The organism is Streptomyces sp. BPTC-684 (genome assembly GCF_030028635.1).
Classification (GTDB): domain Bacteria; phylum Actinomycetota; class Actinomycetes; order Streptomycetales; family Streptomycetaceae; genus Streptomyces; species Streptomyces noboritoensis.
Genome location: NZ_CP124863.1, coordinates 2,665,578 through 2,691,588, shown reverse-complemented (window position 1 = coordinate 2,691,588; position 26,011 = coordinate 2,665,578). Strand labels below are relative to the sequence as shown.

General features: G+C 69.9%; 16 protein-coding genes, 1 tRNA gene, 2 pseudogenes and 1 riboswitch. Of the genes and pseudogenes, 11 read left to right on the top strand and 8 right to left on the bottom strand.

What is annotated here, in order from left to right; all coding sequences use genetic code 11:
* Nucleotides 1-187 precede the first annotated feature (187 nt).
* The 4 genes from QIY60_RS11940 to QIY60_RS11925 all read left to right on the top strand — a co-directional run bounded on the left by QIY60_RS11940 (nt 188) and on the right by QIY60_RS11925 (nt 12,310).
* Entirely contained in the window at nt 188-337 is a 150-nt protein-coding gene (locus QIY60_RS11940) for a hypothetical protein (RefSeq protein ID WP_283142396.1), read from the top strand.
* A gap of 164 nt (nt 338-501) precedes the next feature.
* Nucleotides 502-966 carry a BMP family ABC transporter substrate-binding protein gene (locus QIY60_RS11935; RefSeq protein ID WP_283142395.1) on the top strand — a complete coding sequence of 155 codons (465 nt, stop codon included), beginning with the start codon at nt 502-504 and terminating at the stop codon, nt 964-966.
* 252 nt (nt 967-1,218) lie between these two features.
* Entirely contained in the window at nt 1,219-11,802 is a 10,584-nt protein-coding gene (locus tag QIY60_RS11930; RefSeq protein ID WP_283142394.1) for a LamG-like jellyroll fold domain-containing protein, read from the top strand.
* Nucleotides 11,786-12,310, top strand: coding sequence for an SMI1/KNR4 family protein (locus QIY60_RS11925; RefSeq protein ID WP_283142393.1), 525 nt, complete (start codon nt 11,786-11,788; stop codon nt 12,308-12,310). The genes QIY60_RS11930 and QIY60_RS11925 overlap by 17 nt, the downstream gene beginning before the upstream one ends.
* A 590-nt stretch (nt 12,311-12,900) precedes the next feature.
* Here QIY60_RS11925 and QIY60_RS11920 read toward each other — a convergent pair.
* The 4 genes and pseudogenes from QIY60_RS11920 to QIY60_RS11905 all read right to left on the bottom strand — a co-directional run bounded on the left by QIY60_RS11920 (nt 12,901) and on the right by QIY60_RS11905 (nt 14,552).
* Nucleotides 12,901-13,295, bottom strand: a pseudogene (locus QIY60_RS11920) (PIN domain nuclease).
* Nucleotides 13,292-13,524 (bottom strand): annotated as a pseudogene (locus QIY60_RS11915) (type II toxin-antitoxin system VapB family antitoxin). The pseudogenes QIY60_RS11920 and QIY60_RS11915 overlap by 4 nt, the downstream one beginning before the upstream one ends.
* Before the next feature lie 178 nt (nt 13,525-13,702).
* Nucleotides 13,703-13,894, bottom strand: coding sequence for a hypothetical protein (locus QIY60_RS11910; protein WP_283142392.1), 192 nt, complete (start codon nt 13,892-13,894; stop codon nt 13,703-13,705).
* A 211-nt stretch (nt 13,895-14,105) separates the two neighbouring features.
* Nucleotides 14,106-14,552 (bottom strand): hypothetical protein, encoded by a 447-nt coding sequence (locus QIY60_RS11905; protein WP_283142391.1) that lies wholly within the window; start codon nt 14,550-14,552, stop codon nt 14,106-14,108.
* A gap of 797 nt (nt 14,553-15,349) precedes the next feature.
* On the opposite strand from QIY60_RS11905, the gene QIY60_RS11900 reads away from it, so the two are divergent.
* From QIY60_RS11900 to QIY60_RS11890, 3 genes are all read left to right on the top strand, one after another.
* Nucleotides 15,350-16,180 (top strand): helix-turn-helix domain-containing protein, encoded by an 831-nt coding sequence (locus QIY60_RS11900; RefSeq protein WP_283142390.1) that lies wholly within the window; start codon nt 15,350-15,352, stop codon nt 16,178-16,180.
* A 144-nt stretch (nt 16,181-16,324) separates the two neighbouring features.
* On the top strand, nt 16,325-17,422 hold the full coding sequence (locus QIY60_RS11895) for a PhlD (RefSeq protein ID WP_283142389.1): 1,098 nt from the start codon (nt 16,325-16,327) through the stop codon (nt 17,420-17,422).
* A gap of 47 nt (nt 17,423-17,469) precedes the next feature.
* Nucleotides 17,470-17,543 (top strand) — tRNA-Met (locus tag QIY60_RS11890).
* 64 nt (nt 17,544-17,607) lie between these two features.
* Here the strand turns inward: QIY60_RS11890 and QIY60_RS11885 are convergent.
* On the bottom strand, nt 17,608-18,351 hold the full coding sequence (locus tag QIY60_RS11885) for a GNAT family N-acetyltransferase (protein WP_283142388.1): 744 nt from the start codon (nt 18,349-18,351) through the stop codon (nt 17,608-17,610).
* A gap of 117 nt (nt 18,352-18,468) precedes the next feature.
* On the opposite strand from QIY60_RS11885, the gene QIY60_RS11880 reads away from it, so the two are divergent.
* From QIY60_RS11880 to QIY60_RS11865, 4 genes are all read left to right on the top strand, one after another.
* The gene (locus tag QIY60_RS11880; protein WP_283142387.1) at nt 18,469-18,762 is read left to right on the top strand and encodes a hypothetical protein; all 294 of its coding nucleotides are present in this window, start codon (nt 18,469-18,471) and stop codon (nt 18,760-18,762) included.
* A 105-nt stretch (nt 18,763-18,867) separates the two neighbouring features.
* Nucleotides 18,868-20,016 carry a PP2C family protein-serine/threonine phosphatase gene (locus QIY60_RS11875; protein ID WP_283142386.1) on the top strand — a complete coding sequence of 383 codons (1,149 nt, stop codon included), beginning with the start codon at nt 18,868-18,870 and terminating at the stop codon, nt 20,014-20,016.
* 155 nt (nt 20,017-20,171) lie between these two features.
* A riboswitch (cyclic di-AMP (ydaO/yuaA leader) is annotated at nt 20,172-20,320 on the top strand.
* A 62-nt stretch (nt 20,321-20,382) separates the two neighbouring features.
* Complete coding sequence (locus tag QIY60_RS11870) at nt 20,383-21,411, top strand: M23 family metallopeptidase (protein WP_283145902.1); 1,029 nt, start codon at nt 20,383-20,385, stop codon at nt 21,409-21,411.
* 91 nt (nt 21,412-21,502) lie between these two features.
* Nucleotides 21,503-22,447 carry an aldo/keto reductase gene (locus QIY60_RS11865; RefSeq protein ID WP_283142385.1) on the top strand — a complete coding sequence of 315 codons (945 nt, stop codon included), beginning with the start codon at nt 21,503-21,505 and terminating at the stop codon, nt 22,445-22,447.
* 12 nt (nt 22,448-22,459) lie between these two features.
* On the opposite strand, the gene QIY60_RS11860 is transcribed toward QIY60_RS11865, so the two are convergent.
* The 3 genes from QIY60_RS11860 to lhgO form a co-directional block, all read right to left on the bottom strand.
* On the bottom strand, nt 22,460-23,851 hold the full coding sequence (locus QIY60_RS11860) for a PrsW family intramembrane metalloprotease (RefSeq protein WP_283142384.1): 1,392 nt from the start codon (nt 23,849-23,851) through the stop codon (nt 22,460-22,462).
* A gap of 55 nt (nt 23,852-23,906) precedes the next feature.
* A complete protein-coding gene (trmB, locus tag QIY60_RS11855; RefSeq protein ID WP_283142383.1) occupies nt 23,907-24,686 on the bottom strand; it encodes a tRNA (guanosine(46)-N7)-methyltransferase TrmB in 780 nt (259 codons plus the stop codon).
* A 61-nt stretch (nt 24,687-24,747) separates the two neighbouring features.
* Nucleotides 24,748-25,974 carry an L-2-hydroxyglutarate oxidase gene (gene lhgO / locus QIY60_RS11850; RefSeq protein WP_283142382.1) on the bottom strand — a complete coding sequence of 409 codons (1,227 nt, stop codon included), beginning with the start codon at nt 25,972-25,974 and terminating at the stop codon, nt 24,748-24,750.
* Between the last annotated feature and the right edge of the window lie 37 nt (nt 25,975-26,011).

Sequence of the window (26,011 nt, the reverse complement as noted above, 5' to 3'; positions counted from 1 at the left end):
CTCGCGGCGCCCGATATGCCCAGAACGAAGCCATCGCGTACTTGGTGCGCATGCAGGGCTTGCGCTGCTCCCCTTCGCCACGCTCGGCCTCCTGTGTCCTGTGCCGTCGTTCGTGATCGCCCTGCGTCGGCGCCGGACCTCCGAATGGGTGGCATTCGCCGCCTTCTGTGCGGTATGGGCGTCTTGGGTGGCACAGAACGCCATGACCGCGGAGGCCACGTACGGCGTGGAGTTCGCGGCCGACGCGCTGCTGCTTGCGCTGTCGACGGCCGGGGCGGCGGCCCATGCGTGGGTGGCGTGGCCGACTAAGCGCGGGTCGGCGGGTGGGCAGCGGTGAAGCAGGTCAAGCAGGTCAGCCAGGCTCAGCAGGCGAAGTCTGCCCAGGCGGAGCGGGACAAGCGCGGGCGCCACGTGCGCGCTCGGCGGCGACTTGCGGGTCTTGTCGCCGGTGCGCGGGCGCACCGGCGCCGGGGCTGGCTCGGCGCAGGAGTGGCGGTTGCCGTGGCCGCTGCCGCAATCGCCGGGTCGCTGCTCGCCTTGGACGACAAGCCGGGGCCGCCGGACGCGCGGGCCCGTCAGTACCGGAACGTCGACGCGTGTCTGCTGACCGGGCCGCAGGGCGTCACCGAGAGTACGCCGGGCGCGCCGGTGTGGGCGGGGATGCGGGACGCCTCCTCCGCGACGCACGCCCGGGTCAACTTCGTGCCGGTGACCGGTGAGCAGACGCAGGCCAATGCGACGCCGTTCGTCAACGGTCTCCTCCAGCGCTCCTGCGACGTGGTGGTCGCGGTCGGCAAGGCGCCGGTGGCTGCGGCCGCGGCGGCGGCGAAGGGGCATCCCAAGGTCCGTTTCGTCCTGGTCGACGGGCAGGCCGACGGGGGCAACGTGACGGCGGTCAAGTCCGGTGATGATCTGCGTGCGGAGGTGGCCCAAGCCGTCAAGCGCGGGGTCACTACAGCCGCATAGCGCGGAACCACTAGTTCCGACACGCCTGAATTGGTAAAGACAAGCTAAAGAGGTAGGGGGTGGAGATCCCCGTCTGGGAGGGGTGAGGCAGTATCGCGGGGCTTTGTCTTCTGTAAGCCACGTGTAAGTAAAGGCTGTTTCAAAATGCACGCTAGATGGGCTCGTACGTCCCGTCTGTTGTTCCCGCCGGGTCCGCCCGGTCGCCGTCGGGCCAGAAGGGTCGCCCTTCTGGTCCTGTTGGCGTTTTCGTTCATGCTCACCACCGAGACGGCTCAGGCCACAGGCGCGACGCTGCCGCGCCTGTCGATGCCGAAGTGGTCGCTCTCGGGTCTGTGGGAGTGGGCGAACAAGTCCCCGCTCGACACCCCGGACCAGCAGAGCGGTACGGCCAAGGGCAAGAGCCACTTCGCCACGGTGAAGCAGACCCGCGCCAAGGGCGGCAGCGGCCACAAGCCTGGCAAGGGCAAGGGTGAGCTGACCGAGTACCAGCGGCCGCAGGATCGGACCAAACCTGCCAAGACGGGCAAGGCGGTCGGCAACGCCAAGAGCTTCGACGCGCGCACCAGCAAGCGCGACGCGAAGAAGTCGACGGCGACCTCGGACGTCTTCGCCAACGCCGACGGCTCCACCACGGTGCGCCACTACACCGCCCGCACCAACTTCAAGGCGCCCGACGGCACCTGGAAGCCGATCGACACCACCCTGCGGGTAGGCAGCAGCGGCGTCCTGGCCGAGACCGCCAACTCGCTGGGCGTCGCCTTCGCGCCGGACGCGGCCGCTCCCGAGCTTGCCTCGGTGGGCTTCGGCTCCGGGCGCTCTCTGGCGTACAGCCTGCGCGGCGCCACGAAGGTGCCGGCGGTGGTGGACGGCGACTCCACGGCGACGTACAAGGATGCCCTCAAGGACACCGACCTGAAGCTGTCTCCGCTGGCGGAGGGTTTCAAGGAGCGCCTGGTCCTGAAGTCGAAGGACGCGCCGAACTCGTGGGTCTTCCCGCTGGAGGTCAAGGGGCTCACCCCGAAGATCGCTGAGAACGGTGACGTCGTCTTCACTGACGCCGACGGCAAGATCACGGCCACGATCCCGCACGCGTTCATGGAGGACTCGAAGATCGACCCGCGCTCGGGCGACTTCGCCCAGTCGCGCGCGGTGTCCTACGAGCTGACCACGGTGGACGGCAAGCCTGCGCTGCAGATGACCGCCGACCGCACGTGGCTGGACGACCCGAAGCGGGTCTTCCCGGTCACCGTCGACCCGACGGTGACGGCCAGCAACTCGACGTACACCCAGAACACCATCGGCGGGGACCACTCCACCGAGAACATGATCAAGGTGGGGTCGTACGACTCGGGCACCAACAAGGCGAACTCGTTCCTCCAGTTCTCCTCGCTCGGCACCACGCTGGCCGGCCAGAAGGTCACCGCCGCGACCCTGAACGTGTACGCGATCTGGTCCTCGACCTGCACCGCCGAGCCGTTCAACGTCCACCCGGTCACCCAGTCCTGGACGCCATCCGGCGTGACGAGCTATCCGGGCCCGTCCTACGGTGCCGCGATCGGCTCGGCGACGGTGGCGCCCGGCGCGTCCTGCTCCAATTCCTCCAGCTCGACGAGTGTCGGTGTGAAGATGCCGGTGCCGCTGAACACGACGTGGTTCAACAACATCGCGGGCGGCGGTGCCAACTACGGCCTCGCGATGACCGCGATCACCAGTGACATGCTGCACTGGAAGAAGTTCCACTCGGACAACTCCACCACCGCGGGCTTCCGCCCGGCGCTGGACCTCACCTACACGGCGAATGTCGCGCCGCAGGTCAACGCCCAGTACCCGCCGGAGAACTACCAGGCCAACACCCTGCAGCCGGAGCTGACGACCTACGCGACCGATGCGGACAAGGGACCGAACCCGCTGACGTACGCCTTCGACGTGTTCGACGCGGACTCCAGCGACCAGAACCAGGCCGCGCTGGCCTCCTCCGGCACGCTGTCCAAGGGCGCCTGGTTGGTCCCGGCCGGGAAGCTGAAGTGGTCGAAGAACTACCTGTGGATCACTACCGTCTCGGACGGCGTCAACTCCTCCAGCTACAGCAGTCGGTTCACCACCGCGGTGCCGCAGCCGCCGGTGACCTCAGGCCTGTCGCAGAACACCAACGGTCATGAGTTCGACCCGAGCGACGGCAACTACACCACCGACGACACCGACGCGGACGTCGAGGTCACCGGGCCGTCGCTGTCGATTGAGCGCTCCTACAACAGCCTCGACCCCCGGCTCGACAGTGCCTTCGGTGCGGGCTGGTCGACGATCGCGGACATGAAGGCCGCCGAGGTCAAGGACGGCTCCGGCGCTATCACCAGCGTGGTGATCACCTACCCCGGCGGTGAGCAGGTCGCCTTCGGCCGCAACACGGACGGCACGTTCGTGCCGCCACTGGGCCGCTACGCCCGCTTCCAGGCGGTGAGTGGCGGCTACACGCTGGTCGACAAGGACTTCACCACCTACAGCTTCACCCAGGCCACGGGAAGGGCCGGTGTCTTCGCGCTCGCGTCCATCAAGGACTTCGCGAACCGCACCGAGACCTTCACCTACGCCAACAACCAGCTGACGAAGATCACGAACACGACGTCGAACCGGTCGCTGGGGCTCAGCTGGACGACCCCGGCCGGTGCCACCGCCGCGCACGTCGACCAGGTGTATACCGACCCGTCTGACCCGAGTGACCCCAACACCGCGCAGACGTGGAAGTACGGCTACAGCGGTGACCAGCTGACTTCGGTGTGTCCGCCGGCTGACTGGTCCAAGTGCATCACGTACTCGTACGCCACCGGCAACCACTACCGCACCACGGTCCTGGACCAGGACCCGTTCGCCTACTGGCGCCTTGGTGAGGCGGCCGGAGAAGGCGTCGCCAAGGACGCCGTCGACCTCAACCAGGGCAAGTACAACGGCATCTACCACAATGTGACCACCGGCGGCGCGAACGTGCTCGCCGGGTCCACCCAGCCCACGGCGTCGTTCAACGGCACCAGCAGCTATGTGGAGATACCCAGCGCCCCCGGCGCGACCCCGTCGTACGCCTCGGTCTCGCTCTGGTTCAAGACCTCCCAGACGGGCGGTGTCCTCTTCTACTACGGCGACAAGCCGCTGAGCGATTCCGACCCTGTCGGTACGACGAACTACAACACCCCAGCGGTGTATGTGGGCACCGACGGCAAGCTGCGCGGCTGCTTCGCCTCGTCGCCCGGCTGCTACTCGACGATCGTGTCGTCGGCGTCGGTCAACGACGACAAGTGGCACCAGGCGGTGCTGACGGGCGCGGCGACTACCATGACGCTGTACCTGGACGGTGTGGCGCAGGGCAGCCGGTCGGCGACCATCAACGACTGGGCGCAGCCGTACCTGACGCTGGGCGCGGGTGTGAACACCCATGGCTGGCCGAACATGAACGCGGCCGACCCGCTGGGCCACTTCAGTGGGCAGATGGCCGAGGCGGCCATCTACGCCAAGCCGCTCAGCGCGGATGTGATCGCTGCGCAGTACCAGGCGGCGACCCGGTCGGCCGGGCTGCTCAACAAGATCACGACGCCGAACGGCAAGACCCAGTCGGCCGTGACGTACTCGACCGCCGACGACATGGTCGCCCAGGCGGTCGACGGCGACGGCGGCACCTGGAAGCTCAACCCGGCAACCGTGACCGGCTCCTCGCAGGTCTACCGCTCGTCCGTGATGGGTGTGGAGCCCTCCGGGTACTGGCGTCTGGGCGATACTCAGGGTGCGGCGCAGGCCGCCAACGAGCTGCACACGGGGCTCGGCACGTACAACACGGTGACTCAGGGCGCGGAGGGTCCGTTCGGTCCCAGTGACCAGTCGGCCGTGGACTTCGACGGCGCGTCCTCGTTCGCCGAGGTGCCCTACGGTCCGCTGCACCGCTCCGGCAACCGGGCGATCGAGCTGTGGTTCCGTACGACCAAGCCGGGTGTGATCGCCGCCGACCAGTCGCGCGCGCTCAACGACCCGGCGGGTGTGGGCGGCGACTGGGCACCGTTGCTGTACGTGGGTGCGGACAGCAAGCTGCACGGCCACTGGTTCACCGGCGGCAGCACCGCCACCGCCTTCGGCTCCACGTCGACGGTGACCGACAACGCCTGGCACCACGCGGTCCTCTCCGCCTCCGGCACCACCCAGACGCTGTATCTGGACGGCAAGAAGCAGGGCGACCTCACGGGCGCCGTAAACGACGAGGCCAAGTCGCGCACCTTCATCGGCGCGGGCTTCGCCAAGGGCTGGTACAGCGCCCCGGCGGACATCAGCTACTTCAGCGGCTCGATCGCCGAGGTCGCGGTCTACGGGCACGCGCTCGGCGAGGCCGAGATCGGCCAGCACTACTCGGCCGCGAAGTCGTCCTCGGGCGTCGCTCCGGTCCGCACGGTCAAGCTGACCGATCCGACCGACAAGACGCTCACCTACGTCTACGACGCCGAGCTGAACAACCGGCTGCTGGCCCAGATCGACCGCAACGGCAACCGGACCACCTACGGATACGACACCTCGGGCTTCCTGCACACGGTGACGGACGCCAACAGCAACCGCTCGGTGACCGGCCACGACGTGCGCGGCAACACGGTCTCCACGACCACCTGCCAGAACACGGCCGCCAACACCTGCGCCACCGAGTACTACACGTACTACCCGGACGCCACCACGCTGTTCCCGCCGATGGACCCGCGCAACGACCTGCTGCTGACGGAACGCGACGGCCGCTCCTCGGGCCCCACCGACAACACCTACCTCACCAGCCACACCTATGACGCGGCCGGGAACATCACGTCGGTGACCACGCCGCCGGTCCCGGGCTCGCCGAACGGGCGGACCGCCACCACCACCTACACCACCGCGACCACTGTCGCGGCCGAGGGCGGCACCAACTACGCTCCGGCCGGACTCGTCGCCTCGGTGCGCACGCCAGGCGGGCGCATCACCTCGTACACGTACTTCAAGAACGGCGACCTGGCGCAGGTCACCGACGCCAACGGCGCCTCGATGAAGCACACGTACGACAACCTGGGCCGCCAGATCACCAAGACGGAGGTGTCGGATGCGTATCCGGCGGGTCTGACGACGACGCTGGCGTACGACAAGGACGACCAGGTCGTCTCGGAGATCAGCCCGAAGGTCACCAACCGGGTGACCGGTGCGGTGCATCAGGCGAAGTCGGCCACGGTCTACGACCCGGACGGAAACGTTTCCTCGCAGACGGTCTCCGACGCGAGCGGCGGTGACGCCGCGCGCACCACGTCGATGACGTACGACGCCTACAACCGGGTCGCGACCCGGACGGACCCGGGCGGCGACACCACGGCGTTCGAGTACGACGTCTACGGCAACAAGGTCAAGGAGACGGACCCGGTCGGGAACGTCAACGAGTACACCTTCGACGCAGAGGGCCGTCCGCTCACCACGAGTCTGCTGAACTACACCGGCGATCCGAACAGCCCGTCATCCCCGACGAAGCTGGTGCAGGAGTCCCGGGCGTACGACCCGGGCGGACGCCTCGCATCGATCACTGACGCGATGGGGTGGGTGACCGAGTACACCTACACCGACGACGGCCTGTCCGCGTCCGTGGTCCGCAAGGACCCAGTCAACAGCAAGGTGTTCACCGAGCAGGCGAACACCTATGACGCGGCCGGGAACCTGGTCAAGCAGGTGACCAACGACGGCACCACGACCACCTCGTTCACGGTGGACGCGGCGGACCGCACCACCTCGACCACCCACGACCCGGGCGGCCTCGCCCGCACTACCAAGGTCTCTTACGACCCGGACGACAACGTCGTGTCCGAGACAGAGTTCGATCCGTCGGGCGACACCAGCACCAAGGACACTCGCTACGACCGCCTCGGCAACGTCACCGCCACCACTGTCCACGACGGCTCCACCGCGCCGGTCGGCCGCTGGAAGCTGAACGAGACCAGCGGCACGCTGGCCGACGATTCCTCGGGCGGCAACAACAAGGTCACCTTCGGCACCGGCGTCACCCGCTCCACCGAGCAGGGGGGCAGCGCGGTCTTCGACGGCACCGCCAACGCCTACGGCCAGGCCGCGACAGGGGCGGTGAACACCAACGCTGGCTTCACCGTCTCGACCTGGGTGAAGCTGGCCGACACCACGGCCAACCGCACCTTCGTCTCCCAGGACAGCAGGACCGAGAACGCCTTCCAGCTGGGCTATTCGACCTCACAGGGGTGGTCCTTCAACCGGACGTCCGGTGACGAGGCGAACCCGACCGTGACCCGTGCCGCCTCTGGTACGGCGGCGGTGACGGCCAACACCTGGACGCACCTGACGGGTGTCTACGACGCGGCGGCCGGCGAGATCCGGCTGTACGTCAACGGAGCCCTGAAGGCCACGACTCCGTACAGTGGGTCGTGGGAGGCTACCGGCCCGCTCCAGATCGGCCGCCGGATGTCGGGCGGCACGCAGGGCGAGTACCACAAGGGCGCCCTCGCGGACGTCCAGGTCTACGGCGAGGCACTCACCGCGACCCAGGTCTCCGGCGTCTACGGCAAGACCCTGCCCGCAGCTGACAGCTCGGTGCGCACCACCAGCTGGAAGCTGGACCAGCGCGGTCTGCCGATCGCGATGACCGACGCCAACGGCAACACGACGGACTACGGCTACGACGAGTCGGGCCAGCAGACCAGCGTCACCGAGCCGGCGGTCAACGCCGAGCAGAACGGCGGCACGCCCGCCTCGGTGCGTCCGGTCTCGATGACCGGCTACAACACCTTCGGTGAGAAGACGGAGTCCTCGGACCCACTCGGCAACGTCACGGTCACCGCCTACGACGGGGAGGGCCAGGAGTCTTCGACGACACTGCCCGACTACACCCCGCCGGGCGCCTCGACGCCGGTCAAGTCGGTGTCCTGGAACGAGTACAACGACCTCGGCCAGGTCTCGGCCGAGGTCGACCCGCTGGGCAACCGCACCGAGTACACCTACACCCAGCTCGGTGATGTGGCCTCGGTCAAGGACGCCAACGGCGACCGCACCAAGTACACCTACGACACCAACGGTGACCAGCTCTCGGCGACGCACGCGAACGGCGCGCGCGAGGAGTCGACCTACGACTACCTGGGCCGCGAGCTCACCAGCACCGACATCGTGCGCCAGCCGACCCAGCGGGCGTACACGGCCATCAACTCCTACGACGCGCCGGGACAGCAGCTGTCCCGGAAGGTGAGCCCCGCCGGGGTCTCCCAGTCCTTCACGTACAACGCGCTCGGCGAGGTCACGTCCACCACGGACGGGGCCAACAACACCACGCGCTTCACGTACGACAAGGACGGGGAGGTCCTCACCTCCACCGATCCGGACGGGACCTCGACCCGGAACACGTACAACGGGTTCGGCGATCTGGTCTCCATCAGTGATCTGGACGAGACGGGGAAGGTCCTGCGGACCACCGGTTCGACGTACGACCGGATGAGCAACCGGACCTCGACGACGGACTTCCGCGGGCACACCACCAGCCTCACGGTGGACCCGACGGGTCTGGTCACCAAGGCCGTCCAGCCGGTCTCCGCAACCGAGTCGATCACAACGACCTTCGGCTACGACATCGCCGGTCACCGCACCCGTTTCACCGACGGGCGGGGCAACCCGTTCCTGACCGCCTACAACTCGTGGGGGCTGCCGGAGTCGGCCACCGAGCCGGCCACACCCGCCTACCCGAACGCCGCTGACCGCACCTTCACCACGGTGTACGACGCCAACGGGCAGGTGAAGGAGCAGCGCTCGCCGGGCGGCGTGACCGTCACCAACGACTATGACGCCAAGGGCCGCCTCACCAGGCAGCACGGCACCGGCGCCGAGGCCGCGACGGCCGACCACACCTACACCTATGACTCGGACGACCGGATCACCTCGGTGACCGGCACCGACTCCGACACCGGAAAGGACACCTTCGGCTACGACGACCGCGGCCAGCTGCTGTCGACCAGCGGACCGTCCGGCGCCTCGTCCTTCGCCTACAACGGCGACGGAGCGATGACCTCCCGGACCGATGCCTCGGGCACGTCGACCTATGGGTACGACACCGCGGGTCGTCTGTCCACGGTCAACGACGGGGCCACCGGCTCCGCGCTGACCTACGGCTACGACGTCAACAGCAACGTCAAGTCGATCGACTACGGCACCGGCAAGGCCAAGCGGACCTTCGGCTACGACGCCCTGGAGCAGCTCAAGTCGGACACCCTCACCTCCCCGACCGGCAAGACCCTTGCCTCGGTGAGCTACGGCTATGACGAGAACGGCAACGAGACGTCGAAGACCACGACCGGGGTCGCGGGCGCCTCCGCCAACACCTACACCTACGACTGGGCCAACCGCCTGTCGTCCTGGAACAACGGGAGCACCACCGAGAACTACGGCTACGACGCCTCCGGCAACCGGACGCGCGTGGGCGGCGACACCTACACCTACGACGCCCGCAACCAGCTCACCTCCGACGGGCACAACAGCTACGCCTACACGGCCCGCGGCACGATGAGCTCGATGGCGGACGAGGCGGGCAAGGCCACCTCCATCCGCGCGGACGCCTTCAACCGTGTGATCAACGAGGGTGACCGGACGTACACGTACGACGGTCTGGACCGGGTGCTCAGCGCGAGCGACCCGGGCACGGGCCCGCTGTTCACCTTCGCCTACAGCGGCACCGGCAACGACGTGGCCTCCGACGGCTCGGCGACCTACAGCCGCAACGTCGACGGCTCGCTGGTCGGCGTGAAGGACGTTACCCAGTCGGCGCTGGCGATGACCGATCTGCACGACGATGTGATCGCGCAGTTCACGGCAGGCGGCGAGTCCCTGGTCGGCTCGACCACGTACTCGCCGTTCGGCAAGGTCCAGCAGTCCAGCACCATGCTGGGACGCCTCGGCTACCAGTCCGGCTGGACCGACCCGACCACCGCCAAGGTCAACATGGCGGCCCGCTGGTACTCGCCGCAGACCGGCCAGTTCAACAGCCGCGACACCGCGGACGTCTCGAACGTGGCGGCATCGGTCAGCGCCAACCGGTTCGCCTACGGCGACGACAACCCGATGACCATGACCGACCCCACCGGTCACTGGAGCATCGGCGGCGCGCTGAAGAAGCTCACGAAGAAGGTCACCAAGAAGGTCACGAGCGTCGCCAAGTCGACTTGGCACAAGACCACGGCGGCCGTGAAGAAGGTCGCCAAGGTCGTCAGGACGGCAGCCAAGAAGGTCAAGCAGACCGTCAAGAGGGCCGTCAGGACGGTCAAGCGCGCGGTCAAGAAGGCCGTGCACTACGTCCACGACGCCGTCAAAAAGGTCAAGAAATACGTCAAGAGGACCTACCAGCGCGTAAAGAAGTACGTCCACAAGGTCACCAAGACCGTCAAGCACGCCGTCAAGCGCGCCGCCAAGGCCGTCAAACACGCCGCCCACAAGGTGGTCAAGGCCGCCAAGAAGGTCGGACGGGCGGTCAAGCAGGCTGCCAAGGCAACCGCCCATTACGTAAAGCAGCACGCATCGACCATCGCCTCGGTAGCCACGGGCATCGCGGTGTTCGCCGGATGTACGGCGATCACCGCCGGCGCGGGTGCCATCGGCTGCGCGGCGGCCGCCGGAGCGGCAGCCAACGCAGTCGGCTACGCGATGAGCGACGGCCCGCACACCCTCAAGGGTTTCCTGGGAGCCACGGCGATCGGTGCCGTCACCGGTGTCGTGGGTGGCGCGGCCGGTGGTCTCGCCGTCGGCGCCGCCAGCCGGATGGTCGGCAACATCGCCAGCAACGCGATCCGTGGCGGTATCCAGGGCGCGGTCGGCGGTATGGCCGAAGGCGCATCCAGCTACGGCGTGACATGCGCTGCGAGCCCAGCGGGCTGCAGCGCCAGCGGGGCGGCAAAGGCCACCGCGATCGGCGCAGCAACAGGCGGCGTCTTCGGCGCCGCTGCGGGCAAGTTGGCCAAGGGTCCCTGCCACAGCTTCACCGGTGCCACTTCCGTGGTACTGGCCAGCGGTGCTGTCAAGCTCATCAGCCAGGTGAAGGTGGGCGACTACGTCCTTACTGCCGAGCCCGGCAAGACGGAGAAGGAACGCCACAAGGTCACGAAGGTCCACAAGACCATGCACGACCGTGACTTCGTGGCGTTGACCATCGCCACGAAGAACGGCTCGGAGGTCCTCAACACCACGGCCCTGCACCAGATCTACAACGCGACCACCGACCAGTGGACGCGTGCGCAGGATCTGCGGCCCGGGGACCGGGTCCAGACGGCCAACGGGAAGGAGGCCCAGGTCACCAAGGCTCACGGTTACACCGGTCGCCAGGTCACCTACGACCTCACGGTCGACAGGCTGCACACGTACTACGTGGTCGCTGGCGACGCCGAGCTCCTGGTCCACAACTGCAACGCCGCCGGCGAGGCGGAAGTCAGGATCCCGGATTGGGCTACGGATGATCACGTTAAGCAATTTGAGGCTTACGTGGATGCCGCAAACGACGCGATCAACAAGGGGCAGGTTTCGCCCTCGGGCCGTGTGTCCACTAAGGGTGCTATTCGCAGGGATGCGGCGCGCGAGGCGAAGAGGGAGCGCGCTCGTGCTGAAGCAGCGGGCACCCCGTACAGTGGAGTGGCTGGCCATGCGCCGGATGCCATGTGGCTGGGGCAGGGAAAGCCGCCGACCTGGATAGACATGGCGATGAGGGTGAACAGCAGTCTTTCTGCTCAGGGGCAGCGTTGCCCTGTCGGATGCAAGCCGAAGCGATTCGTCATAGTGGACAATAGGGGCAACAATGGAATGGGTCAGTGAAATGCGGCGGATGGCCGCCGCCAAAGAACTGGTCCGTGAGAACGACGTTGAAAACCTGTGGCGTTATGAAATGCCCAGGTCGCCGGCGAGTCAGGATCGACTGCAGGAGGTATCCCTGGCGCTGGGGCACGGACTCGACAGCGAGTACGCCTCGTTTCTGCTGCAGGCCGATGGCTGGCCCGCAATCATGCAGGACGTCGATCTGTTCGGCACCGAGGAGCTGATGGGCCCGAGCATGGACATGGCGCGAGAGCTTGTTGAGACCCTTGAACCCGAGGGGCTTGCCAACTCACAACTCGATCGAGATGCGCTCCTCCCGATCGCGGCTTCTACTACGACGATCGACTTTTTCGTCATGCCCGTCGTGGGTGGAGGCCAGTCGGCCCCTGTTATCTGGATTGCCGGTGCAGAGGTTGAGCGGTACTCTTCATTCACTGATTTCTTTCGAGCGATGATCGAAGAAAACATCAGTGAGGCTGGCGATCTGCGATCGCAAAACAATCACTGAGTGACAGATGTTTTCAACGGAAAATGACTAGGTAAATCGACGGCATGTTCGGGCATGGGCAAGTTGAAGCAGACTAAAGTCCGCACCGCTGGTCAAGTAATTTTCCGTTAGAATGTCAATTCGGCTCAGGTGGATGTAAAACTGGAGCCCCGTCAGGTACGCCCTGGCGGGGCTCCAGCGTTGTGCGGTCGCAGTTCCTGGGACACGTTGGCGGGACAGGTACGGCTGACTGTGATCGGGGCAGGTCAGATCACAGTCATGCGTGAGCGATGCGTGAGCGGATGCGCCATCACAAGCCACCCGGACCTGGACCGATCGGCAAGCCACCCCTCGCTGACCAGGCAAAACAGGACGGCGGGGGAGCAGCCAATACCGCCCGGCATGATCTTGCCGGGTCTTTTAATCCGTTGGTTGTCGGTTCGAGTCCGACATGGCCTACCGGCGGCGGCAGTGGCTATATAGCCTCTGACCTGCGCTTGAGTGCCCCGTCCGGGTTTCCTGGGCGGGGCACCTCGCGTGGTCGGCAGTGCCGTCGGCCCGGTGTGGGCCCGAGATCCCCGGAGAGGGGTCCCGGAACAGGAACCCGGGGTCTATGGCTTGAGGTCGATCCGGCGGACGGGCTGGGAGGTCGTCCGCGCGATCGTCTCGAAGTCCTGGTCGCAGTGGAGCAGCGTCAAGCCCGGCCTCCTCGGCGACCGCGGCGAGGAGCAGGTCCACGGCTCCGGCGCTGCGGTGCTCGCCCTTCGCGGTGAGCTGTTCCTGGACCACCCGCACGCGTCGGTAGATGCCGTCCGGCATGGGGCACCGGGTGAACTGGTTCAGCCGCAGCCGGATGCTCTCGCGGTCTTCGGCCGAGCGGGCGGAATGGAGCAGCTCCAGCTCGGTGAGGTCGCACAGGGATGTGCCGTTCCCAGACGTCGGTCGCCTGGCGCAGCAGGATCCGGGCGAGAGCGGAGGTGTCGATCAGGTAGTCGGCAACGCTCACCGGGCGGCACCGCGCCGGTAGGTGCGCTTGTCGAGCAGGAGCTCGGCGTCCAGGGCGCCGTCGGCCGTCAGGCCCTGCAGCTCGTGCAGGGCGCGCAGACGACGGTTGCGCTCGACGATCTCGCGCAGGGCGGTGTTGACCGTGTCCCGCTTGGTCGTGTCGTGGTGCCGAGCTCGTTGGCGGCAGCCTCCAGGGCCTCGTCGTCGAGGTCGATGACGGTGCGGGTCATGAGCAGGCTCCCCTCGCGTATATCTCGCTGGATATGTCCAGCTGCATTGCTCAGGATGTACGGCCCGCTGCGGTGCACCACGCGGTCGAGCGGGAGTGTGCGGCGACCCTTCCGGGCCCTGCCCCCCAAGCCGTCGGCCCCCACCGCGCAACGCGCGATGAGGGCCGGGCGGTCAGGCTCAGACGGTGTGTTTGACCTGCTGGGAGTAGACGCCGACGAAGTAGTGGCCGAAGTCCGGGGTGTTGAAGATGTAGTACGGCTCGTTCATCCCGGGGAAGAGCGGCCAGCGCAGGGTCACCGACTTGTACGGGCCGGAGTAGTGGGCCTTTTCCTTCAGTAGCTTGTCGGCCGCGGTGAGTTCCAGGCTCACGGGCCAGGGGATGACGCGGTCTTCCAGCCACGGGTGCGAGGCCGTCGCCTTCCAGCAGCTGGGTGTCGGGGAACTTGTCGCGCACCAGGCGTACGGCCTCGTTGGCCAGCCCGAGGAAGCCCAGGGTTTCGCTCGCCCTGTCCTCACTCCTGGATGGGTGGGAAGGGGACGCGGGGTTCGGGATCCGGGGGTCCCCCGGATCCCGACCGGTCTACTCCTCGTTCATCGGGCTCACGAACTCCAGCGTGAACGTCTCCTGGAACTCCGGCTTCGGCGCGGCGAGTACGAGCTGGGCGCCGCGGTGGCCGGCCCGCAGGGCGAGGCCCTTGTCGGAGAGGATCTTGACGCCGCCGATGACGTGCTCGAACGTGAACTTCGCCCACTCGGGGCGAGGGACCGAGTTGACGTAGAGCTTGTCCTCCTGGATCACCAGGCCCGCCGCCTCGTGGTGGGCCAGGTGGATCACGTACGGCGCGCCGGGGATGGGCTCGGTGGGCTCGATGATCCAGTCCTGCTCGATCGGGAGCGGGTTGAGGCGGTCGGTGATGACGGGGGCGCCGTGCTTCACCGCGTACTCGGTTGCCGTCACCAGGGAGGTCGGGCCGATGATGTGCGCGTGGATCTTGTAGATGCCGGGACGTACCGGGATCGGAGGCATGCGGGAATTCCTCTCGCTCGGTTCGGTTCGCGGTTCGAACGTGCCGCCGACGGACCGTCGGCGGCACGGATCAACCTTCGCCGGGTGCCCCACCGCCGTACAGGATCAGATAACGCCAAAGCGACTGTGACCTGGATCGATCGGTCATAGTTGCGAAAATTGCGATTTTCGGTCATTCCCTGGCAGGGGAGGAACACGAAAAGACGGCCGGTGCCGTGGGGCCGCCCAAGGGGGCGGGCTCCACGGCACCGGCCGTTCAGCCCCGGCCCGCATGCCGGAGCTGGCCGGAGACGGGGGAATGTTGCTCTCCGGCGCGCCGCGGGCGGCCGGTGTCGAGGACGCGACGTATTGGCGATTGTCGACACCGGCCGCTGAATGGGGTACGTGTACGCCGGCCGTCCCCGCGGCACAGGGGCGGCCGCCGCGTCCCGGGTGAAGGGCGGGATGCGGTGTCCGGTGAAGGACACCAAGCAACCGCTTTGGCCTGGGTCGATGCGTACGAGACCCGTGAGGGCTTCGTGCGGAACAGTCTGGAGGGGTACCCCGCCCCCTTTCCAGGGGGCTGAATTGCAGATAATGATCCAGCCATCAACATTCGGCCCCGGACATCAGCGTCACCGAAGAGAAGATCGAAGAGAAGATCGAAGAGAAGGCCGAGAGAAGGCCGACGAAGAGACCGAAGAGGAGGTCGTCGCCGACAGACCGTCACCACCCGTCGTCCCGCCGCGACGACAGCCGTTCGTCCCCGTCCCCCCGTGAACGAAGGTCCCGCTTTGCCGCTCGCCGCCCGTGACCGCATGCCCCTCAAGACGCTCCTCCAGGAACGGCGCGCCGCCATCCGCCCGGAGTCCGCCGGGTTTCCGCCGCGTCAGGCGGGGCCGGGCCGACGGGTCGCCGGGCTCAGCCAGGAGCAGATGGACATCCTTCTGGAGCGCACGCCGGGTACGTACAACCGGTTCGAGAACGGGCAGCTGAACCCCACTGCCGAGTTCCTGACCAATGTGGCCCGCACCCTGCGCCTCAACGAGCAGGAGTGGACGTTCCTTTGGCGGCTCACCCGGCGCGAGTACCCGCCGTACACCCTGCACCGCGACTCCGGCATGTCGGTGCCCGGCGTCTGGCAGCGGGTCGTCGAGCAGATCGACGGGGCGATGGCCTACATCACCGACGCCGCCTGGAACCTGCTCGCCCACAACGCGGAGTTCGCCGCCCTCTTCCCGCGCGGTCAGGTTCCGGCCAACACCATGCGGTGGATGACCCTCGACCCCGAGGCGCGCGAGGACGTGCTGACGGACTGGGAGACCCGGTGGGCGCCCATGGTGCTGCCCCAGTTGCGGCACGGGGTCGAAATGCGGCCCAACCACGTGGAGTTGCGGCGCCTTGAGGCCGAGGTGCAGGCCGACCCCGTCGCCGGGCCGCTCTACCGGGAGGCCGGGGCCACCCCGATCCCGTACCCCGACGGGTCCGAACGGCCCATCCGGCACAGCGAGTTGGGGTCGGGGTGGGTTACGACCTGCGTGGCCGAGCCCGTCACCTCGCCCGGGGCCCGGGTGATGCTGCTCCTCTACACCCCGGGGGCGTCCCTGGTGAGCCGTCACCCGGTGCTGCGTGCGCCGTTGACGAGCTGAGCGCACGACCGGCGTGCCCCAGGGGTGGGGCAACGCGTGGAACGACTCCCTCCGGCTGAGCTCTGTTCGAATTCCCAGGAACGAATTCCAGCCGTCTCAAGTAGGTTGAGGTTTCGCTCGTTGGCCACCCGAGGGAGCCCACTCGTGCCCGCTCACATAGCCCTCCCCGCCATAGTGCTGCCGGACCACCTCATCGCCACGGATGAGATCTGCGCGGACATCCGACGTGCCAACCCCGATCGCCCGCGGCTGGAGGCACACCTGCGGATAGCCCGGGCCACCACCGTCCGTACCCGCCGTTTCACCCGCCCTCTCGACGCCCCGACCGTGGCCGGAAATGCCACCGTCGAGGAGCGCAACAGGGCGGCGTACGAAGACGCGTTGCGGCTCGCGGTCCGCTCCGGGCGCCGGGCCCTGGCCCACGCCGGCCTCGCCCCCGACGACATCGACTGCGTCATCACCAGCCACACCACCTCCTGGACCGTGCCCTCCCTCGACGTCGCCCTCGTCCGGGAACTGGGCCTGCGGCCGGACGTACGGCGCGTCCACCTGTCGACCGTCGGCTGCGCGGGCGGCGCCCACAGCCTGGTCCGGGCGCACGAGGACATCGCCGCGCACCCGGGCTCCCACGTCCTGGTCGTCGTCTCCGAGTGCCTGTCGACCGCCACGTACAACCACACCGACACCAGCCGGGAGTCGATGATCTACAAAGTGCTCTTCGGGGACGGCTCGGGCGCGGTGGTCGTCTCGGACACCCCGGCCTGGAGCGGGCCCAGCTTCGTCATCGAGGACACCTTCGAGTACGTCCTGCCCGACAGCATCGACCGCTACCGGGGCCGCCTCACGGCCGCCGGGCTGCACTTCGACTCCACGGCCGCCGCGACCACCGCGCTCAGCGACAGCCTCCCGGCGGTGCGCAAATGGCTCGGCGGCAGCGGCCGGGCCCTGGAGTTCGCGGTCGTCCACCCCGGCGGGCCCCGGATCCTGGAGGACGCGGCCGCCGGGTTCGGCCTGGACGGCGACCGCGACCACGGCGATCTGCGGCACGCCTGGGCGAGCCTGGCCGCCAACGGGAACCTGGGCGGCTCCGCCGTCCTCGACGTGCTGGCCCGCACCTTCGCGCAGGCCCCCGGCGACCGGCAGTCGGGCCTGATCATCGGTTTCGGGCCGGGGTTCGTGCTGGCCGCCTCGCGGGGCCACTGGTCGGCGGGGGCGGAGGCCCCGCGCACGGGCTCCTCGTAAAGCGGTACGGAGCACCGCCCCGCATGCCGTACAGTTGTGTTTACCGACGCGGGGTGGAGCAGCTCGGTAGCTCGCTGGGCTCATAACCCAGAGGTCGCAGGTTCAAATCCTGTCCCCGCTACTGAAGCCCTGAGGCCCGGCACATGAGAATGTGCCGGGCCTCAGGCATTCCCGGGCCGCCCCGGCTATACCGCCAGTTCCGCCGCCAGGAAGCGCCGGTACGCGAAGCCCAGGTCCTCGTACAGGCGTATCGCCGCGTCATTGGCGCCGTCCACCATCAGGCCCGCCGTCCCGTGCGCGGCCAGCGCCTCGGCGAGCACCTTGGCGACGACCGTACGGGCCAGGCCCCGGCCCCGCGCCGACGGGTGCACGGCGACCCCCGCGAGCAGCCCGACCTCGGGGGACGACCAGGCGAGCGCGGCGACGGCGGTGAGGCGGCCCGCGTCGTCCCGGGTGCCCGCCCACCGCTCGACGCCCGGCGCGCCCGGCAGCGCGTACGAGCCGGGGAAGGCCTCGGCGAGCAGCGCGGTGATCTCCTCGGCGTCGTCGTCCGCCAGCCAGCACGCCTTGCCCTCGTCCGCCGCGCCCGCCTCGGTGGGCGACAGGGGGCGGGTACGGCCCATCCAGCCGAACGCGGCCACCGTGCGCAGCTCCGGCAGTGCCTCCACCAGCGCCCGCACGGTCGTCTCGTCGCCGAGCGGGCGGTAGGACGGGCCGGTCTCGGCGAGCACCGAGGCGACCAGCGGGGCCAGCGACCCGACGGGCCCCGAGACGGCCAGCCGGTCGTGGCGGGACAGATCGGGGGCGGCGACGGCGAAGGCGCGGCCGTCCTCGCTCGCCCAGGCGCGGGAGGGCCCGGTCAGGCCCTGGGCGGCCCACAGGAGCGGCGGGTCGGACGGCAGGGCGGCGGTCGAGCGAAGTTCGTGCATGGGCCACGAGCCTGCGGTCGGCCTTCGCGCGACGTCAAGTTCCGGCGTGCGGGTCGTGAAGCGCCCAGCGGCACCTCACCGGCCGAGAGATGTACGTCAAGTAGTCTCACGGATGCTATGCGTGACCACATGGCGGGGCTGCTGCGAGCGGCGAGGCGGCGGAAGGTGCCCGCCGTGCCGCTGTTCGTCGCCCTGTGCGCGCTGCTGATGTGTCTGTCCCTGCCGCTGTCGCTGCCCCTGTCGCCGGCCGCGCCCTGGGTGACCGCCCCCTCGTACACGAAGGGCGGCGTCCCCTCCGTCCACGGCGCCCCGGCGGCCCGACGCCATGCCCGGGGGACCTGTGTACGGGGCCGGGCCGGGCCCCGCAGGTGCCGGGCGCGGCTGATCGCGACGGGCGCGGAGCGCCACTGAGGCCGCACCCGGTTGGCCGAGGTGAGGTCGCCGCTGGCGGAGAGGCCCGGCACCCTGGGTGGGGCGCGGAACGCCGCTGCCCTGCGGACGGGCTGGAGGCCACGGGTGCGGCAGCGATCGGACGGCGGCGGCCGGGACGGCTCCCGGCGCCTCGCCCTGGTGCGCGTGCTGCCCGCGCTGCTCCTGGTCGTCGGGGTCGTCCTCGACGTGGCGACGCCGCCCGATCTGACCGCCGCCGCCCTCTTCGCGGCCGCGCCCCTGATCGCGGCCCCCTTCTTCGGACCGGTCGGCACCGCCGTCGCGGGTGCGTCGGCGGTCGGGGCGGTGCTGGTCACGGAGTATCTGCACGACATCCCCAGCACCGGCGAGGCGGTCAGCGAGCTGTTCACCGTCACCACCGTCGGCGCGCTCGCCCTCTTCATCAACCGCATGCTGCGGCGCAGCGGTGAGCGGCTCGCCTCGGCCCGGGTCATCGCGGAGACCGCCCAGCGCGCCGTGCTGCCGACGCCCGCCGAGCGCATCGGGGGCCTCCAGGTGGCCGCGCGGTACGAGGCGGCCCAGGCCGACGCGTTCATCGGCGGGGACCTCTTCGCCGTCCAGGACACGCCGTACGGGGTGCGCCTGGTCGTCGGGGACGTGCGCGGCAAGGGGCTTGAGGCGGTGGAGGCGGTGGCCGTGGTCATCGGGGCGTTCCGGGAGGCGGCCGAGCAGGAGGCGACCCTGGAGGCCGTGGCCGGGCGCCTGGAGCGCGCGCTGACCCGGGAGGGCACCCGGCGCGACGGCCTGGACGCCGTCGAGGGGTTCACCACGGCCGTGCTCGCCGAGATCCCGCGCGGCGCCGGGCCCGTACGACTGGTGAACCGGGGTCACCCCGAGCCGCTGCTGCTCCACGCCGACGGGGCCCTGGACGCGCTCACCCCGTCCGACCCTGCGCTGCCGCTGGGGATGGCGGAGCTGGGGGTGTGGCCGGACCGGGCGGAGGCGTACCCCTTCCCGGCCGGGGCGACGCTGCTCTTCTACACCGACGGCCTCTCCGAGGCGCGCTCGGTGGAGCCGCCGGGAGTCTTCTACGACCCGCACGAGCGGCTGCGCGGCCGGATCTTCCCGGGCCCCGACCGGGTCCTGGACGCGTTGGTCGACGACGTGCGCAGACATACGGGCGGGGGCGCCAGCGACGACATGGCGCTGCTCGCGGTGGGGCGGCCCGGGGTGCGGCAGCCGGAGCGGCGGCGGACGATGCCGGTGGTGCCGTGACCGTACGTAGTCGAACGGCATCCCTGTGCATAACAATTGACACACCGTCAACTCTTGCCCCCGACGATCAGGGGGAACCGCTTGGAATCCGGTCCCCCTGTCTATTAACGTTCGATAACGCAGCGCGGTCGTCCCAGCCGTCGCAGAGGCGGCACCGTGCGCACGCGCCGAATCCCGAAAGGGAACCGGGGAACCACCAACTTGGGGTGAATCGGGCACCTTTGCACCTTCGAAGAGGTGCCCGTAGGAGACCTTCCTGCTCCGAACCCGTCAGCTAACCCGGTAGGCGAGAAGGAAGGAAAGGAGTGCGCCTCCGTGGCGTCCAACGAGCCTGCCCTCGGCACCCCGCCGGTTTCCCCCGTCTCCCTGTACGGGACCGCGCCCAGTGACACCGAGGTGTGGGAGGAGTGGAACCCCACCGAGGAATCGGTCGCCACCCGCGGCCGGCACCGGGTCGTCAAGCAGCGCGGCGGGCTCGCCCGCAGCTCCACCGTCCTCGGCGTCGGCGTCATCGCGGCCGTCGGCGCGGGCGGCATGGCCAGCGCGCAGAGCAAGCCGCCGGTCTCCATATCCCTGCCCGACTCGGTCGCGGACAACCTGCCCGACGTCAAGTCCCTGCCGGGCGTGGGCACGCTGATATCCGACATCGCGGGCGACGACGAGAAGCCCGACACCTCCCCGGCCGCCCAGGCCGACAAGGCCGTCGCGAGCGCCCCCCTCACCATGGCGGGCGTCTCCCGGGCCGACGCGGAGCAGGGCGCCACCGGCGCCGGCGAGGCCCTGCGCGCCCGCATCCTCCAGCAGGCCGAGCAGCAGCAGAACGACGCCGAGGCCGAGGCGAAGGCGACCGCCGAGAAGGCCGCGGCCGTGAAGGCGGCGTCCGAGGCGAAGGCCGCGCAGAGCGCCGCCGAGCAGAAGGCGGCGGCCGAGAAGAAGGCCGCCGAGGAGGCCGCCGCCAAGAAGGCGGAGGAGGAGCGGCTCGCCGAGCTCGCCAAGAGCTTCTCGCTCCCGGTCGCCTCGTACACGATCACCTCGACGTTCGGCGAGGCCGGCTCGATGTGGTCCTCCGGCCACCACACCGGACTCGACTTCGCCGCCCCCACCGGCACCCCGCTCAAGGCGATCCACGGCGGCACGGTCAAGTCGGCGGGCTGGTCCGGTTCGTACGGCTACCGCACGGTCATCGAGCTGGAGGACGGCTCGGAGCTCTGGTACTGCCACCAGTCCTCGATCGCGGTCAGCGCGGGCCAGAAGGTGACGACCGGCGAGACGATCGGCCGCGTCGGCGCCACCGGCAACGTGACGGGCCCGCACCTGCACCTGGAGGTGCACACCCCGGGCGGCACGGGCATCGACCCGATGGCGTGGCTGCAGTCGAAGGGCCTGAACCCGTAGGACGTGCGCGTGTGGGGCGGGGGCGCCTCGGGCAGGGGCTCCTCGGGCGGGGGCGCGGAATAGCCGTGCCCCGCCCGCCCGTTCACTCCCCATGACCTCTCTGCGCCCCCTAGGCTCCTCCGACCTCTCCGTCTTCCCGCTCGCCCTCGGCGGCAACGTCTTCGGCTGGACCGCCGACGAGGCCGCGTCGTTCGCGGTGCTCGACGCGTACTCCGCCGCGGGCGGCAACTTCGTGGACACCGCCGACACGTACTCGTCGTGGATCCCCGGCAACAAGGGCGGCGAGTCCGAGGAGATCATCGGCAAGTGGCTGGCCGCGCGCGGCAACCGCGCGGACGTCGTCGTCGCCACGAAGGTCGGCGGGCACCCGGAGTTCAAGGGGCTCGCGGCTCCCACCATCAAGGCCGCCGCCGAGGCGTCGCTGCGCCGGCTCGGCACGGACTACATCGACCTGTACTACACGCACTTCGACGACGAGTCCGTCCCGGTCGAGGAGATCGTCACCGCCCTCGACCAGCTGGTGCGGGAGGGCAAGGTACGTGCCGTCGCCGCCTCCAACATCTCCCCGGAGCGGCTCCAGGACTCGCTGGACTTCTCCGACCGCGAGGGCCTGGCCAAGTACGTCGCCCTCCAGCCGCACTACAACCTGGTCTCGCGCGGCACCTACGAGGGCGCCCTCCAGGACACCGCCGGCCGCTCGGGCCTGGCCGCCGTCCCCTACTTCGCGCTCGCCTCCGGGTTCCTCACCGGCAAGTACCGCCCGGGCCAGGACGTCGAGAGCGCGCGGGCCGGGAGCGCCGCCAAGCACCTGGAGACCGACCGGGGCGCGAAGGTGCTGGCCGCGCTCGACCGCGTCGCGCAGGCGCACGACGCCGAGCCCGCGAGCGTCGCGCTGGCCTGGCTGGCCGCCCAGCCGACCGTGGTCGCCCCGATCGCCTCGGCCCGTACGGTCGAGCAGCTGCCCGCGCTCCTCGCGGTCGCCGACCTGGAGCTCACGGACGCGGAGCTGAGCGAGCTGAAGACCGCGTCGGCGTAGGCGTCGGCCGCCTCAGCGCAGATAGGGGTTGTACGGGGAGGAGGACCGGTCGTGTCCGTACGGGGCCTGGTGTCCGTACGGCGGCCGGTGCCCGTAGGGGTACGGCTGGGGCGGGATCCAGAGGCGGCCCGCCGCGCCCGCCGCGTAGAGCAGCGCGGGTCCGGCCACCGCACGGCGCTCCCACAGGTGGTGCAGCAGCTCCTGCTCGCGGGCCGTGAAGTCCGGGCCCGCCTGGGCGCGGCGGGCCCGGCGGCGCAGGAACGCCAGGGCCGTCGCGAACGCCTCGTACTCCGCGACCGTCCGCGCCGCCCGCTTGCCCCCGTAGGTGCGGTAGGCGAAGTCGCGGGCCATCGAGCGGGCCCGCATCGAGGAGAGCGCGAGTGGTTCGGCCGGGCCCAGCCAGCCCGCCGCCGCGTACGCGGGCAGCTCGGCCGCGACCGTGCGCAGCTCCCGCTGGCGGCTCCAGATCGCCAGCCAGGTGAGCAGGCCGAAGACGGGGACCATGAACGCGGCGTAGACGAGGTAGAAGCCGTACGTCCCGAACGACGACGAGCCGTTCCACAGCGCGTGCATCCCCATCGCGGACAGCAGGCCCAGCACCGGCAGACCGATCCGGCGCCGGCGGCTGCCCGGTACCGCCAGCGCCGCCGCCCCGAATCCGATGCCGGTGCACACCGTGAACAGCGGGTGCGCGAACGGCGACATCACGATCCGTACGAAGAAGGTCGCCGCGGTCGTCGAGGAGAGGCCCGCGGTGTGGCTGACCTGGTCCTCGCCGAAGGCGTTGCCCAGGTAGAGGATGTTCTCGGTGAAGGCGAAGCCGGTCGCGGTGAAGCCCGCGACGACGACGCCGTCGACTATCCCCTTGAAATCCCGTCTCCGGAACAGGAAGAGCAGCAGCACGGCCGCCGCCTTGGCGCTCTCCTCGACTATCGGCGCGATGACGGTCGCGCCGAGGTGGTCGGCGGAGGACGGGTCGGCGGTCGCGGTGGCTATCCACTTGGTCGCGAACGAGTTGGCGATGATCGCCACAAGCGCGGCGGCGCAGGCGCCCCAGGCGAAGGCGAACAGCAGGTTGCGCCAGGGGCCCGGGTCCACGCGGTCGAGCCAGCGGAACGCGGTGCCGAGCAGCGGCACCGGCAGCACCGCGAGCGCAAGGCCCACCAGGAACCCCTCGGTGCCGGTCTGCTCCCGCACGATCGCCAGGATGACCAGACCGCACAGGGCGAGCAGGGTGATCAGCGCGCCGGCCCGGACGGCCCTGGAGCGCCAGAAGTCGCGCCGCGGCCGGTAGCGCCACTTGGCGCGCTCCGGCACGGCGTCGAACCGCGGCTCGGCGCCGCGCTCCGGGACCGGCTGGAGCGGGCCCGGCGGCTGGCGTTGCGGAAGTGACTCGGACGACACCAGACGACCCTAACGAGGGGTACGGACAATCCGCGACGGTGCGTGGGGGCGGCCGTCAGGCGGAGGGCAGCTCGGCGACACGGGTGAAGAGCAGGTCGTGGACCACATGGCCCTTGTCGAGGCCCTGCCCCTCGAAGCGCGTGAGTGGCCGGAACGCGGGCCTGGGCGCGTAGCCGCCGTCCGCCTGGGTGTTCTCGAACGCGGGGTGCGCGTTGAGCACCTCCAGCATCTGCTCGGCGTACGGCTCCCAGTCGGTGGCGCAGTGCAGTACGGCGCCGGGCTTGAGCCGGGGTGCGGCGAGGGTGAGGAAGTCGGGCTGGATGATGCGGCGCTTGTGGTGGCGCTTCTTGGGCCAGGGGTCCGGGAAGTAGACGCGCAGCCCGTCGAGCGACTCGGGCTCCAGCATCTCGCGCAGCAGGATGATCGCGTCGCCGTTGCCGACGCGGACGTTGCCGAGGCCGCCGCGCTCGGCGAGGCCCAGGAGGTTGCCCTGGCCCGGGGTGTGGACGTCGACGGCGAGGATGCCGGTGCCGGGGTCGGCGGCGGCCATCTCGGCGGTCGCCTCGCCCATCCCGAAGCCGATCTCCAGGACGACGGGCAGCCCGTCGAACATCGCCTTCAGGTCGAGCGTGCCGCGCCCGTCGATGTCGAGCCCCCACAGCGGCCACAGCCGCTCCAGGTACTCGCCCTGGCCGGTGGTCACCCGGCTGCGGCGCGGCTGGAAACTGCGGATCCGCCGCTCGTGGTGCGATCCGGCGGGATCGGCGACGGGACCCCCGGGAAACCGGGGCTCGCCCTTGGGGCGACGGGCGGAGGCGGGGGGCTGCTCAGACACAATGACCGGATTCTACGTGCCCGGCCCCCGGGGCCGCCTGCTCACACCCTCCCCCAAGCTCTTAAGGAGCAGGGGGGACCCCCATCGCCCCCAGCACCCCGAGCGCCCGCCGGGCCACCTCGCGGCCGATCGGCAGGGACGCCGTGGCCGCCGGGGACGGGGCGTTCAGGACGTGGATCGTACGGGGGGCCTCGCGGATCAGGAAGTCGTCGACCAGGGTGCCGTCGCGCAGGACCGCCTGGGCGCGCACGCCGGACGGGGCCGGGTGGAGGTCCGACTCCTCGACCGCGGGGAGCAGGCGGCGCACCGCCTCCGTGAAGGCGCGGCGGGAGAGCGAGCGGTGGATCTCGCCCGCCCCGTACCGCCAGTGGCGGCCCGCTATCCGCCAGGAGCCGGGCCAGGTCAGGGTCGAGGCGAGCTCGGCCGGACGGACCGTGCGCCAGTCGTAGCCCTCGCGGGCCGCCGCCGGCACCGCGTTCGGCCCGACGTGGACGCCGCCGTCCACGCCCCGGGTCAGATGCACCCCGAGGAAGGGGAACGCCGGGTCCGGGACCGGGTAGACCAGCCCCTTGACCAGGCCGGGCCGCGCCAGCTCGTAGTACTCGCCCCGGAACGGCACGATCCGCACCCCCGGGTCGTCCCCGGCAAGGCGTGCCACCCGGTCGCAGTGCAGCCCCGCGCAGTTCACCAGCGCCCGGGCCCGCAGCACCGCCCCGGTCGAGGTGCGCACCGCCACGCCCGTGTCGGGGCGGCGCGATATCCGGACGACCTCCGTCCCGTACCGGATCTCCGCGCCCGAGAGCTCGGCCAGGCGCGCCGCCACCGCCGGGTAGTCGCACACGCCGGTCGTGCCGACGTGGATCGCGGCCAGGCCGCGGACCTCCGGCTCGTACTCCGCGATCTGGGCGGGGCCCAGCTCGCGCACCGGGATCCCGTTCTCCCTGCCGCGCTGGACCAGCGCGTGCAGCCTCGGCAGCTCGGCGCGCTCGGTGGCCACGATCAGCTTGCCGGTCACCTCGTGCGGGATGCCCTGCTCGGCGCAGAAGGCCACCATCTCGGCCGCGCCCCGCACCGCGTACCGCGCCTTCAGGGAGTCCGGGCGGTAGTAGATCCCGCTGTGGATCACGCCGCTGTTGCGGCCGGTCTGGTGGCGCGCCGGGCCGTCCTCCTTCTCCAGCACCGTCACCCGGGTGCCGGGAGAGGCCTGTGTCAGGGCATACGCCGTCGACAGACCGACGATCCCGCCGCCGATCACCAGCACGTCGCAGTCGAACCCGGTCACCCGCACACCTCCCACCCGAATAGTGCACTGGCCCACTGACAAT